Annotated in this window: 10 protein-coding genes; all 10 read left to right on the top strand. The window is 42.3% G+C overall.

The genetic code is table 11. The features are described from left to right. Positions 1-4: 4 nt before the first annotated feature. The gene (locus HWQ49_RS06695) at positions 5-1,204 is read left to right on the top strand and encodes a M20 metallopeptidase family protein (protein ID WP_223155047.1); all 1,200 of its coding nucleotides are present in this window, start codon (positions 5-7) and stop codon (positions 1,202-1,204) included. Between the two features lie 14 nt (positions 1,205-1,218). Next, positions 1,219-2,802 carry an ABC transporter substrate-binding protein gene (locus tag HWQ49_RS06690; RefSeq protein WP_188206832.1) on the top strand — a complete coding sequence of 528 codons (1,584 nt, stop codon included), beginning with the start codon at positions 1,219-1,221 and terminating at the stop codon, positions 2,800-2,802. A 163-nt stretch (positions 2,803-2,965) separates the two neighbouring features. After that, complete coding sequence (locus HWQ49_RS06685) at positions 2,966-3,883, top strand: ABC transporter permease (protein ID WP_188206831.1); 918 nt, start codon at positions 2,966-2,968, stop codon at positions 3,881-3,883. Between the two features lie 14 nt (positions 3,884-3,897). After that, positions 3,898-4,821 (top strand): ABC transporter permease, encoded by a 924-nt coding sequence (locus tag HWQ49_RS06680; RefSeq protein WP_188206830.1) that lies wholly within the window; start codon positions 3,898-3,900, stop codon positions 4,819-4,821. Between the two features lie 33 nt (positions 4,822-4,854). Continuing rightward, positions 4,855-5,862 carry an ABC transporter ATP-binding protein gene (locus HWQ49_RS06675; RefSeq protein WP_188206829.1) on the top strand — a complete coding sequence of 336 codons (1,008 nt, stop codon included), beginning with the start codon at positions 4,855-4,857 and terminating at the stop codon, positions 5,860-5,862. Next, entirely contained in the window at positions 5,831-6,829 is a 999-nt protein-coding gene (locus tag HWQ49_RS06670; RefSeq protein WP_188206828.1) for an ABC transporter ATP-binding protein, read from the top strand. Before HWQ49_RS06675 ends, HWQ49_RS06670 begins: the two co-directional genes overlap by 32 nt. A 165-nt stretch (positions 6,830-6,994) precedes the next feature. Continuing rightward, the gene (locus HWQ49_RS06665; protein ID WP_188206827.1) at positions 6,995-8,176 is read left to right on the top strand and encodes a M20 metallopeptidase family protein; all 1,182 of its coding nucleotides are present in this window, start codon (positions 6,995-6,997) and stop codon (positions 8,174-8,176) included. A gap of 15 nt (positions 8,177-8,191) precedes the next feature. Further along, positions 8,192-9,496 (top strand): amidohydrolase, encoded by a 1,305-nt coding sequence (locus HWQ49_RS06660; protein WP_188206826.1) that lies wholly within the window; start codon positions 8,192-8,194, stop codon positions 9,494-9,496. Between the two features lie 15 nt (positions 9,497-9,511). Then, complete coding sequence (locus HWQ49_RS06655; protein WP_188206825.1) at positions 9,512-10,750, top strand: M20 family metallo-hydrolase; 1,239 nt, start codon at positions 9,512-9,514, stop codon at positions 10,748-10,750. A 3-nt stretch (positions 10,751-10,753) separates the two neighbouring features. Then, complete coding sequence (locus HWQ49_RS06650; protein ID WP_188206824.1) at positions 10,754-12,052, top strand: helix-turn-helix domain-containing protein; 1,299 nt, start codon at positions 10,754-10,756, stop codon at positions 12,050-12,052. Positions 12,053-12,688 lie beyond the last annotated feature (636 nt).

The following is a 12,688-nucleotide window of genomic DNA, read 5'->3' as shown; positions in this document are numbered from 1 at the left end:
TTACTTGGGACAAACGATTTCTCAAAATGAATTATTGCAGGAAGCACAAAAACTACAAGAGCAGTTAACTAGCTGGAGAAGGGATTTTCACCAGCACCCAGAGTTGGGATTTGAAGAGAAACGAACATCTAAAATTGTTGCCGATTACTTGGAGACGCTTGGTTTAGAAGTGGATCGTGACGTGGCTGGAACTGGCGTAATCGCATTACTTCGTGGGGAAAATCCAGGACCAACTGTAGGATTAAGAGCGGATATGGATGCTTTACCGATTCATGAACAGTCCGATGCCCCTTATCGCTCAACGGTTGATGGGAAGATGCACGCTTGTGGCCATGATGCTCATACCGCTATTTTAATGGGTGCGGCAACCGTTCTTTCTAAGCAAGGTCTTAACCATGGAAATATCAAATTTGTTTTCCAACCGGCAGAAGAGGGTCGCGGTGGTGCTGCTGCGATGATTGAAGCAGGTTGCTTAGAGAATCCGGATGTTGATGTGATGGCCGGGTTGCATGTGAATACGGGTATCGACACCGGAAGTATTACCGTTACTGAGGATCGTGTCGGTTGTGGCTCGGCTGATTTCTTTACGATTGAAGTAAAGGGGAGTGGTGGTCATGCTGCACACCCTCACCAAACAGTAGATTCGATTGGAGTGACGAGTGAAGTTATTTCATCGATTCAGCAAATTGTCAGCCGTCAAGTGGCACCGAATGATGCAGCTGTTATTACAATTGGCACGATTGAAGGTGGAACAGCCAGTAACGTGATCGCCCCTTCTGTCAAAATGACGGGGACGGTTCGAACGTTAAATCCGGACGTTCGCCTAGAAATTCCGAAGAAAATGGAACAGGTGATCAATGGGGTTACTTCAGCATTTGGTGCGAGTTATGATCTTGATTATCAGTATCTGTTCCCATCGATTTTAAATGACTTTAGCCTAAGGGATGTGGTAGAAAGAGTGGCTGATCAAGTCTTGGGTGAAGGACATTGTACACGAGAGAAATCAGGATTAGGTGGGGAGGATTTTGCCTTTTATACCGAAAAGGTACCGTCAATCTTCTTCCGATTAGGTGTCGGAAATGATGAGATGACGCGCTATCCAGGACACCATCCTAGTTTCGATATTGATGAAGAGGCATTGCCTTACGGTTCTGCTATGTTATCTAAATTCGCTCTTCAATACATAGAAGAGAATACAAAATAGGGAGGAAATTAAACATGAAATTCAGGATGAGTTGGTTAGTCTTATCTTTGCTTGTATTTATTTTTGCTTTAGTCGCTTGTAATCCAGATAGTTCTGAGATTGAAGATCCTGATGCAGGTAGTTCAGGAGATGATGGAGAGGCACAACAAGAGGAGCCGGACGATAATGAATTAGTGATTGCAAACGGCGCTGACATGGTGACATTGGATATTCACGACCATAATAATACGTCTACAGAGGCTATTCATGTCAATATGTTTAACTACTTAGTTCGTACAGATGGTGAGGGTGGCTTTGTTGGTGATTTAGCAGAGGATTGGGAGACAGTTGATGATACGACTTGGCATTTCACCCTTCGTGATGATGTTCAATTCCATAATGGTGAAGACTTCACTGCTGAGGATGTGAAGTATACGTTAGAGAGAGTCGCTAATGATGACTCATTACTAGAGTATGGTAACTATAATCAGATCGTCGAAGTGAACGTTTTAGGCGATCATGAAGTTGAGATTGTAACAGAAAATCCAGAGCCTGCCTTATTAAACCGTTTATCACGTCTTGGTTCAGGTATGCTTCCTTCTGAATATATTGATGAAGTTGGTTTTGAAGGGTTTTTAGAAGATCCAATTGGCACGGGTCCTTACCAGTTTGACGAGTGGGTAAGAGATGATCGCGTGGTGTTAGTTCCATTTAATGATTACTTTGAAGGTGAACCACAGTGGGACAAGGTTACCTTTAGAGCCATTCCAGAGGATTCAACACGTGTTTCTGAATTACTTACAGACGGAGTAGACATCGCAACTAACATACCTCCTGAGGATTGGGAGCGTATTGAAGGTGAGGAAAGTGTCAAGCTAGCTGATAGTCCATCACAGCGTGTCATGATGTTGATCTTACGTACAGCAGAAGAGGAAGTTACGGGAGATCCTAAGGTAAGAGAAGCTATTGAATTAGCTATTGATAGTGAAGCGATTGTTGATAGTTTATATGAAGGTGCTGCTACAACAACGCGTACACGAGTTACTCCAGGTAACACAGGTGCGAATGAAGATTTATATGGTGAGAGTCAATACGACCCAGACCGTGCTCGCGAATTGCTAGATGAAGCGGGATATGGTGATGGTGTAGAAATTACCTTTAGTTCACCTAGTGGTCGTTACTTAAAAGACCGTGAAACAGCTGAATTAATTCAAGCTATGCTTGGGGAAGTTGGCATTACCGTTGATTTAGATATAAGAGAGTGGAGTTCTTATGTTGAGACTTATGGTGAAAAAGGGTTCGATGAAATGTTCATGATCGCTTACGGTAACTCAATGTTTGATGCTGCGTTAGCTCTAGATCGTTTAACACAAGAGCAAAACGAAGGTGAAACTGATTATATCAATGAAGAAGTTGAAGAGCTTCTGTTAGAGGCAGAAAGCAATATGGATCCTGAAGAGCGTATTGAGCAGTACCAAAAAGCTCAAGAATTGATTGCTGAGGATCGTCCACAAATCTATTTATACCAAATTGATTCTGTGTATGGTTTACAAGAGAACGTTGACTTTGAGCCACGCTTAGATGAGATGTTCTATGTAGATGACATTTCTAAAAACTAATTGATAGATATGTTTTAACCCCCTTTTATTAGAGGTTAACGCCAACGAGTGAGAGGCAGTTGGCCGGAAGATTTTAAAGGCTGTCTGTGGAACTAGTTTTTGCAGACAGCTTTTAATCTTAATAAATGGCTGGTTTAAGTAAATTGAAGGAGGAGCGGGGAATATGAGGTTTTTTCTAACGAGTGTGATCAAAATTATTCCTGTATTATTTATCATTTCATTTATCGTGTTCTTCTTGGTTCGACTGACTGGTGATCCTGTATCCCTTATGCTCCCAGAAACAGCAACCGATCAACAAAGAGAAGATTTAAGAAACTCGATGGGATTAAATGACCCTGTCTACATACAATATTTAAATTATATGGCTGATGTGGTTCGTGGTAATTTTGGAGATTCCTATAAATACAATGAGCCTGCACTAGAAATTGTACTAGAAAGATTACCTGCTAGTTTTACTTTAGCTATTTCCTCTATGGTGGTAGCAACGTTGATTGCTGTACCTGCTGGAATTTATTCAGCAATTAAACGAAATACGTTCATTGATGTTGTTATTACTGGAAGCTCCGTTTTAGGAAAAGCGATGCCGAACTTTTGGCTAGGAATTATGCTGATTCTATTATTTGCGGTTCATATTAGTATTTTCCCGGTTTCTGGTTCAGGAACGATCATGCACTTAGTCTTGCCTTCTATCACACTAGGAACGGCGATTGCAGCTGAGATGACTAGGCTTATTCGCTCAAGTATGTTAGAAGTTTTAGGGGCTGAATATATCCGAACGGCACGAAGTAAAGGGTTGCTTGAAACGGTTGTCGTTAATAAACATGCCCTTCGTAACGCCTTAATCCCGGTTGTGACGATTATGGCTTTACAAACTGCTACATTAATCGGTGGGACACTGATTACAGAAACGGTTTTCTCGTGGCCAGGAATGGGGCAATTGTTAGTCCAAGCAGTTAATGCTAGGGATATGGCTATCGTTCAAGCTGCGACGTTTATTATAGCAATTCTAGTCATTTTAAGTAACTTGATGGCGGATTTAACCTACCGTTATTTAGATCCGAGAATTAAGTATGACGACTAAGGAGGTGACACCAAATGGTAACTAAAACAGAACAACCTAATGAACAAGCGCTTGATGTTAATAATCACTCTGCTAAAACATCATCCAGTCAAAGCAAAAAGTGGATCAAGCAGCTACTCAAAAGTAAGACAGGCACAGTCGGATTATTGATTGTGGTATCCGTCATATTGATGGCTATTTTTGCTGATCTTATTGTTCCACATAGCCATAGTGAAACTAATGTTGCGGACCGCCTGATCCCACCTTTTTGGATGGATGGTGGGTCAAGTGAATATATCCTAGGAACTGATAACTTAGGTAGAGACATTTTAAGTAGAATTATCATAGGTTCACAGGTTTCACTATTAGTTGGGATTAGTTCCGTGATTGTCGCAGGTGCAATTGGTCTATCGCTTGGTTTGATATCTGGTTACTACGGTAAATGGATTGATCAGGTGATTATGAGACTAGTTGACTCATTTTTAGCCATTCCTAACATTTTATTTATGTTGATCATTCTTGCCGTTATTGGCACAAGTTTACCGGCCATTATCCTGGTGCTTGGTGTCACGACCTGGGTTATTTATGCGCGGATGGTTCGCAGTGAAACGTTGAGTATTAAAGAACGTGATTATGTCAAATCGGCTCGTGCCATTGGGGCCAATGATATGCGAATTATTTCTAAATATATATTGCCGAATGTTATTTCTTCATTTATTGTCATCGCGACATTGAATGTGGCAACGACAATCATCTTAGAGTCATCGTTAAGCTTCCTTGGTTTAGGGATTCAATCACCCGATGTTTCTTGGGGATTGATGCTTAGTGATGGTAGGGATTATTTGGCGACAAGCTGGTGGGTTGCGACTTTCCCAGGCTTAGCCATTACGATCACGGTTCTTGGGATTATCTTCTTAGGTGACTGGTTACGTGATGTACTAGACCCGAAAACGAAGTAGAATGATTGATTGATAGAAAGTGAGGTAATAATGATGTCTGAACCATTGTTAGAGATAGAAGACCTTAGAGTTCGATTTCGCTCTGATGAAGGAGTGGTTTCTCCTGTGAATGGCGTTTCGTTTCAGGTTCATGAAGGGGAAACAGTAGCTGTCGTTGGTGAGTCAGGATCTGGTAAAAGTATGACCTCCTTATCTATCTTAGGTTTAGTACCAGCCCCAGGTGAGGTCTATGATGGGTCCATTCGTTTACAGGGTGAAGATCTAACCAAGATGAAACGCTCACAGATGAGAAAGCTACGTGGTAATGAAATTTCAATGATTTTCCAAGAACCGATGACATCACTTAACCCGGTGTTTACAATCGGTAATCAAATGATTGAAGTGATTAGACTACACCAGAAATTAGACAAGACAGAGTCCATACAACAAGCGGTTACGATGCTAGATTTAGTCGGAATTCCAGAGCCAGAACGTGTTCTAAAACAATTTCCCCACCAATTATCTGGAGGTATGAGGCAGCGTGTGATGATCGCGATGGCTCTATCGTGTAATCCCAAGCTGTTAATTGCTGATGAGCCAACAACAGCACTGGATGTGACTATTCAAGCTCAAATCTTAAATTTAATGAAAGAATTAAAGGATGAATTGAACACAGGCGTTATATTGATCACTCATGATTTAGGGGTTGTCGCTGAAGTCGCTGATCGTGTTGTTGTCATGTATGGTGGTGAGGTCGTTGAAGAAGCAACTGTTGATGAGATCTTCAATCATCCGGTTCATCCTTATACAAAGGGACTCCTTGCATCAGTTCCGAAAATGACAGGTCCAGTAGAAGAGTTAGGGGCAATTAAAGGATCGGTTCCGACTCCTTCAGAGATGCCAACAGGATGTAAGTTCCATCCAAGGTGTCCGATTGCGACTGATCTATGTAAACAAGTGCATCCACAACTAGAAGAAACAACACCACAACATTTCAAGCGTTGTTTCCATACAGAAGGAGGCGTGAAGCATGACGAACACGAGCGAAGCACCATCAGCTGATGTCCTAATGGAAGTAAAAGGCTTAAAGAAACACTTCCAAGTGAAAAAGGGTTATTTTAAAAAAGAGATATCAAATGTAAAAGCTGTCGATGGCGTCGACGTAACGATTTATGAAGGAGAGACCTTAGGAATTGTCGGTGAATCCGGTTGTGGGAAGTCAACAACGGGGGAAATGCTGTTAGGACTCATGAAGCCAACGGAAGGTTCAGTAACTTTCATGGGTAAAGATCTAACGGCCATGAATAAGAAAGAATTACGTGAAATGCGTAAGGATATCCAGGTTATTTTCCAAGACCCGTTTGCTTCGCTCAATCCACGGATGACCGTAGAAGAATTGATTGGTGAACCACTTAAAATTCATACGTCTAAGACTAAAAAGGAAATAAGAAACGAAGTCGTTGAGCTCTTAGAAGTGGTTGGCTTGAATCAAGAACAATTGAAGCGATATCCCCACGAATTCAGTGGTGGGCAAAGACAGAGAATTGGTATTGCACGTGCCTTGGCGTTAAAGCCGAAGCTGATTATCTGTGATGAACCAGTATCGGCTCTAGATGTCTCCATTCAGGCACAGATTCTTAATTTGCTTAAAAAACTTCAAAGAGAGTTTAACTTAACGTTAGTTTTTATCGCGCACGGTTTACCAGCTGTACGTAATATTAGTGACCGGATTGCCGTGATGTATTTAGGGAAAATCGTTGAGATTACTGACCGTGATCAATTATTTGCTGGTGCTCTTCACCCTTATACAGAGGCGTTATTAAAATCCATTCCGGTCGATCACCCAAGTCTGCGCTCAAATTATCAACCATTAGAAGGTGATCTGCCAAATCCTGCGAACCCGCCAAGTGGCTGTGCCTTTCATACGAGATGTCCTTTTGCTCAGGAGATTTGTCGTGAGAAGGCGCCAAGCTTGGAAGAACATAGAGAAAATCATCATGCTGCGTGCCATTACCCCCTTTATAAATAATGGTAGCAATGTTGATTAAGGCATCTCCATGTGAGGTGCCTTTCCAATGTATTCTCATATGGACATTGATCCAGCGAGATATTCATGGAAGAAGCGTCGGTGTAAGATTTAGTACTTAAGGGAATAAAGCTTCATAGAGTCAAACAGAAGGGAGCTGGATTGATCATGAGTATAAATGTTGACCAATCACTAATCGAAGAAGTGATTGAACTACGTCGTCATTTACATCAATATCCAGAGTTAAGTGAAGAGGAGTTTCAAACATCTGAAACGATCCAAACATATTTATCCAAGTACGGGATTCCATTTAAGTCTGGCTTTGCAAAGACGGGAGTATTAGGAGTGATTGAAGGGGAAAAGCCGGGGAAAACGGTTTGTCTAAGAGCCGATATTGATGCGCTACCAGTTGAAGAAAAGAATGATCTTTCTTTTCAATCAACTGAACCTGGTGTGATGCATGCCTGTGGTCATGATGCTCATACTGCGATGTTAATCGGGGTAGGTAAAGAATTGAATAATCGTAAAGCTGAGCTTGAAGGGACAGTCTTACTCTTGTTTCAGCCTGCTGAGGAAAATGCTCCTGCAGGTGGTGCTCTTAAGATGTTAGATGATGGTGTATTTGCTGAATATGAGCCAGATGTCATGATTGCTCAGCATGTGTGGCCAGACCTAGAAGTCGGTCAGTTTGGTGTCTTACCCGGAGCGATGATGGGTAATTCAGATCGATTTAAATTAACGATTAAGGGATCAGGTGGTCATGCATCTATGCCACACCAAACAGTAGATGCAATCGTTGTCGCAACTCAAGTGATTCAAGCTTTACAGACGATTGTTAGCCGAAACGTGGACCCAGCTAATCAAGCGGTGATCACAGTCGGTAAGGTGGAAAGTGGTTATCGTTATAACGTCATTGCAGATGAAGCAACGATTGAAGGGACATTAAGGAGTTCTACAAGCGAAACGAAGCAGATTTTAAAGGAACGTTTTTATGATTTAGTACAGTACGTCGTGAAATCAATGGGAGCAGAAGTCGAACTTGAATACTTAGATGGATATCCTGCAACCGTGAATACAGATGATTGGGCCCATCATATTAAAGAAGTGGTCACAGAGAAGTATGGGCAAGCAAGTGCACCTGATGTCAATCCTAGCTTAGGAGGCGAAGATTTTGGTCGCTTTTTAGAACGGTATCCTGGTGTTTACTATTGGTTAGGAGTCAGAGTGGGTGATGAGCAAAAGCCTTTGCATGATCCACGTTTTAAACTAGATGAATCCGCACTTGAATATGGTGTTAATTTAATGACGGAAGTGGCTATTAACGCACTGAGAAAGTTAAATAACGACTAGAAGAGGAGGGTTTTCTTGAAAGACCAGGTTCAGGAATTTATCAATCAAAATGAAGATGAAATGTATAAACAACGCCGAATGTTTCACCGTGTGCCTGAAGTAGGTTTTACTGAATATATCACGACTTACCAAATCTATCAGCAGTTAAAGGGTTTGAGTTTTGATTTATTTCTCGGTGAAGATGTGATGAAAGCAGATACGAGATTAGGAGTTCCAGATCCATCTGTTCTCTTTAACAGCCAGGAGCGTGCGAAAAAGTTTGGTGTTCCTGATGAATTTTTAGATATGATCAGCTCTGGAATGACTGGTGTGGTGGCGCGTTTGGATACAGGCCGAGAAGGAAAGCATGTCGCTTTACGATTTGATATTGATGGGTTGCCGATTACGGAATCTAAAGATGAAGAACATCTTCCACATCGTGAAGGCTTTCACTCGACACATAGTGATGAGATGCACGCTTGTGGTCATGACGCACATATTACGATAGGTCTTCAAGTTGCTCAATTTATTCATGAGCAACAAGATAAGTTAACCGGTACATATACATTAATTTTCCAGCCTGCTGAGGAAGGAGGGCGCGGAGCAAAGGCCATAGTCGATCAAGGTTGGTTAGACAAAGTCGATTACTTTTTAAGTAGTCACGTTGGGGTTAAGGATCTACCGGTTGGAACGTTAGGATTGTCATCGAGTCAATTTTTGGCGAGTACTAAGATGGATGCTGAGTTTCGTGGGAAATCGGCACACGCAGGTTTAGAGCCAAATGAAGGACAGAATGCATTATTGGCAGCTTCGGCTACGAGTTTACATCTAAACGGAATTACTCGCCATAAAGATGGAACCACTCGCATTAATGTCGGAACGATTCGTGCAGGCAGTGGACGAAATATTATTGCCGATTACGGAAAGATTGAATTTGAAACTAGAGGAGAAACGACTGTACTTGATCGTTATATGGAAGAAGAAGCTAGGCGTATCGTTCAAGCAACTGGACAGCTTTATAACGTTGAAACCAACATCGAAGTAAAAGGAAAAGCGATTAATGTGGCCTGTGATGAGGAAGTCATGTCACTAGTCGAACGTGCAGTACAAGATGGACGTTATGTTAAGAATGTTGTCCCCAACGTTCCACTAGGGGCTTCAGAAGACGTTACCTTTATGATCGACCACGTTCAACAAGGTGGAGGGAAAGCTACCTTTACGATCGTCCCCTCACCATTAGCTGCTGGGCATCATCACCCACGGTTTGACTTTGATGAACGAACTTTACCAGTAGCGATTGAAGCATTTTTACAGACAATCATTGAAATAAGTAAAAGTTAAGGAGATGATCAAGAGATGCAGAACTGGATCGAAGAACAACTTCATGTACTTAATTTAGTTGACTCGATGGAACAGGAACAAGGATTCACCCGGTTAGGCTATTCAGCTCGTGAAGGTGAAGCGATTAACCAGTTTGAGCGAATAGCTGAGGAACTTGGCTTAACCGTTCGGTGTGACTCTGCCGGTAATGTGATGGCCTCTTGGACTGGAAGTGACCCAGATTTACCTGTCGTTGCAACCGGGTCACATTTAGATACCGTGCACCAGGGTGGAGGTTACGATGGGGTAGCAGGTGTGCTTTGCTCATTAGCCGCGGTTAAACAGTTGAAAGAGGAAGGATTTCAACCTAAGCACACCATTGAAGTCATCAATTTTCGTTCTGAAGAGTCGGCGAGATTTGGCATTTCGACGATAGGTAGTAAAGCGATGAGTGGACAATTGGACCCTACGATTGGTTCTGTTTGTGATGGAGAGGGGATCTCTATTGAGCAGGCTGTAAATGAATGTGGCTTCAATTGGGAGCGTTTTCAACACGCAGAACGCGGTGAAGATGAGCTGAAGAGTTTTGTTGAATTACACATTGAACAAGGGACACATATAGAAGAAAGTGGCGCTCACTATGGAGTGGTTAATGCGATTGCATGTCCAATCCGTTTGAAAGTAGTGGTTAAAGGTAAAGCCGGTCATACTGGTACTACCCCTATGAACAAACGTCAGGATGCTTTTGTAGCAATTGCCCCATTAGTTAACTTTGCCAATGAGACGGCGAAAAAGCTGAATGAGGAGAATTCTGAAGCTGTCGTTGCAACGGTAAGTACAGTTGACTTGGCACCTAACTCTATGAATGTGATACCAGGTGAAGTTGAGCTGGGTATTGATATACGCAGTGTTCGCGACGATTTGAAAGAGACAGTTGCCAGTGAAATTTATCATAAATGTAAAGAAATTGAAGGGGAATCTCATGTTACTATAGAAGTAGAGACTTTAGTCAATAATGCCTCAGTCCTATTAGATGAACAGATGCAAACTAGCTTAAAGGCCATTAGTGATGAAGTCGGCATGAAGTCGATAGTGATGAGCAGTGGAGCAGGTCACGATGTGATGAACATGCAGTCGAAGTGGCCATCGGGATTAATTTTTATTCCGTGCGAAGACGGATTGAGCCACCATCCAGAAGAATTTTCTAGCCTTGAGGATTTGCTGAATGGGACAAAGGTATTAGCTAACTATTTAAAAACCGAAGCAGGTGAATAAATCATGATTAAAATCGGTGTCGTGGGACCAGAGGACTCTGTGGAAAAAGTGTTGGACGTTGGTGAAGCATTTGGAGACCTTAAGTTGATTCCATTAGTCTATGAACGAACTGAAGAAACCGAACAGCTTATTCTTTCTAATCAAAACCGTGTAGACTTATGGTTTTTCTCAGGGCCCGTCCCTTATCATTTTGCCATTGAAAAGGGACTGATTAAGGAAAAGAAAGGCAGCTATGCCAAGTTACATGGGACAAGCCTCTTTGGGACGTTACTTGAGGCGAATATTAAAGAAGGAAAGGTTATCAAACGGGTCAGTCTCGACTCAATCGGTGAAGATCAGTTAAAACAAGTTAAGGATTCTTATGCCTTACAGAGTATTGAACTCAAAACAAAGGCCCCGCAGACCTATGTTCCTTCAGAGGAGATGGTGAATTTCCATCAATCCCTATATCAGTCCGGTCAAACAGAAGTAGCACTAACCTGTATTAAATCAGCCTATATGGAGTTAAGACGAAGAGGTGTTCCAGCTTACCGAGTCTCACAGTCAGAACTATCCGTGATGACTGCACTTAGTCATATTCGTGAACGAGCACATGCAAGGCAATTTGAAAAGAAACAACTGGTTATCTTCGGTGTCGAAGTGATCTCTCCCGAAAATAAAGAAGGATCGGTACAATCATTCAAATTGATGAGACAAGAACTAGAGTTGAATCGGATTTTACTAGATTTTGTGGAAAAAATTAATGGATCATTGGTTAATCTCGGTAAAGGACTCTATTACATTTACACGACCAAGGGGGAAATCGAGTTATTCCAAAAATTACACTCGCCCTTTAAATTGATTGAGGATATGCAATCCACTAGTGAACTGGCTGTACAAGTTGGTATTGGTTATGGGCGCACCGTGTTAGAAGCCGATGAACACGTTAGACGTGCCTTTATCCACGCAAGGGAAAACGAGGAAGCATCCATTGTCATTATTGATGAGGATAAAAATGTGATTGAATATAATACCGATGACGAAAACCTACAATATCAACTGCGAAGCTCCTCAACCAACTGGGGTGAACGGCTAAAGGATATTAATTTAAGTGCTTCACTTGTATCAAAGATAGAATCATTAGCTAGTCACTATCAACGCTATGACGTTACCTCAAGCGAACTAGCCAACTGGCTCAAAAGCACAGAACGAAACGCAAGAAGAGTCCTATTCGAAATGGAACGAGTCGGCATAGCCGAAGCAGCTGGAGAAGAATCAACCGGAAGAGGCCGCCCCAAAAAAGTCTATCGATTGAATTTTTAGGGTGCCTGTCACTTCCCGAATTTTGTCGAATCCGTCTATGTGATGAACTGGGAAAAGCACTCCGATTGGGTGAAATCGTTAATTAAAACCAGTCTCACTGCCAAAATGTCCATAAAATTGAGGTGAAATGCGCAATAGACGTGCGATCAATGCCGGTAGGAGGCCTTTGCCCGGCGCTATGGTCAAAGAGAAGTGGTCTCAATGTCCGGTAGGAGGTCGAAACCCGGGCGCTATGGTCAAAGAGAAGCGATCTCAATGTCCGGTAGGAGGACGACACCCGGGCGTATGGTCAAAGAGAAGCGCTCTCAATGCCGGTAGGAGGTCAACGCCCGGCGCTATGGTCAAAGAGAAGCGCTCTCAATGCCGGTAGGAGGACGACACCCGGGCGTATGGTCAAAGAGAAGCGCTCTCATTAACGATAGCCCCCCAAAAGTTGTTATCGCTCAATAAAATCTCACCTCAATAGTCATTTCCACCACCTCACATCTCCTAAAGATCGATTAAATTTTCGTTTTCCCTCATAACCTCACCATCTACCTAATAGAATCTAGCAAGGAAACTTTGTTGAATAAAACTCATTCCCAAATAATTCGCATCTTGCGACAAAGCCAATTTTTCCAATCCAATAACATATCC

The organism is Alkalibacillus aidingensis, from assembly GCF_014595945.1.
GTDB classification, from domain to species: Bacteria; Bacillota; Bacilli; order Bacillales; family Alkalibacillaceae; genus Alkalibacillus; species Alkalibacillus aidingensis.
The sequence above is the reverse complement of the archived record's forward strand: the minus strand, read 5'-3'. Positions and strand labels throughout refer to the sequence as shown.

Excerpts from the sequence above, each read along its gene's own strand:
- HWQ49_RS06690 (WP_188206832.1), top strand. The coding sequence starts at position 1,219 with ATGAAATTCAGGATGAGTTGGTTAGTCTTATCTTTGCTTGTATTTATT.
- HWQ49_RS06685 (WP_188206831.1), top strand. The coding sequence starts at position 2,966 with ATGAGGTTTTTTCTAACGAGTGTGATCAAAATTATTCCTGTATTATTT.
- HWQ49_RS06680 (WP_188206830.1), top strand. The coding sequence starts at position 3,898 with ATGGTAACTAAAACAGAACAACCTAATGAACAAGCGCTTGATGTTAAT.
- HWQ49_RS06675 (WP_188206829.1), top strand. The coding sequence starts at position 4,855 with ATGTCTGAACCATTGTTAGAGATAGAAGACCTTAGAGTTCGATTTCGC.
- HWQ49_RS06670 (WP_188206828.1), top strand. The coding sequence starts at position 5,831 with ATGACGAACACGAGCGAAGCACCATCAGCTGATGTCCTAATGGAAGTA.
- HWQ49_RS06665 (WP_188206827.1), top strand. The coding sequence starts at position 6,995 with ATGAGTATAAATGTTGACCAATCACTAATCGAAGAAGTGATTGAACTA.
- HWQ49_RS06655 (WP_188206825.1), top strand. The coding sequence starts at position 9,512 with ATGCAGAACTGGATCGAAGAACAACTTCATGTACTTAATTTAGTTGAC.
- HWQ49_RS06650 (WP_188206824.1), top strand. The coding sequence starts at position 10,754 with ATGATTAAAATCGGTGTCGTGGGACCAGAGGACTCTGTGGAAAAAGTG.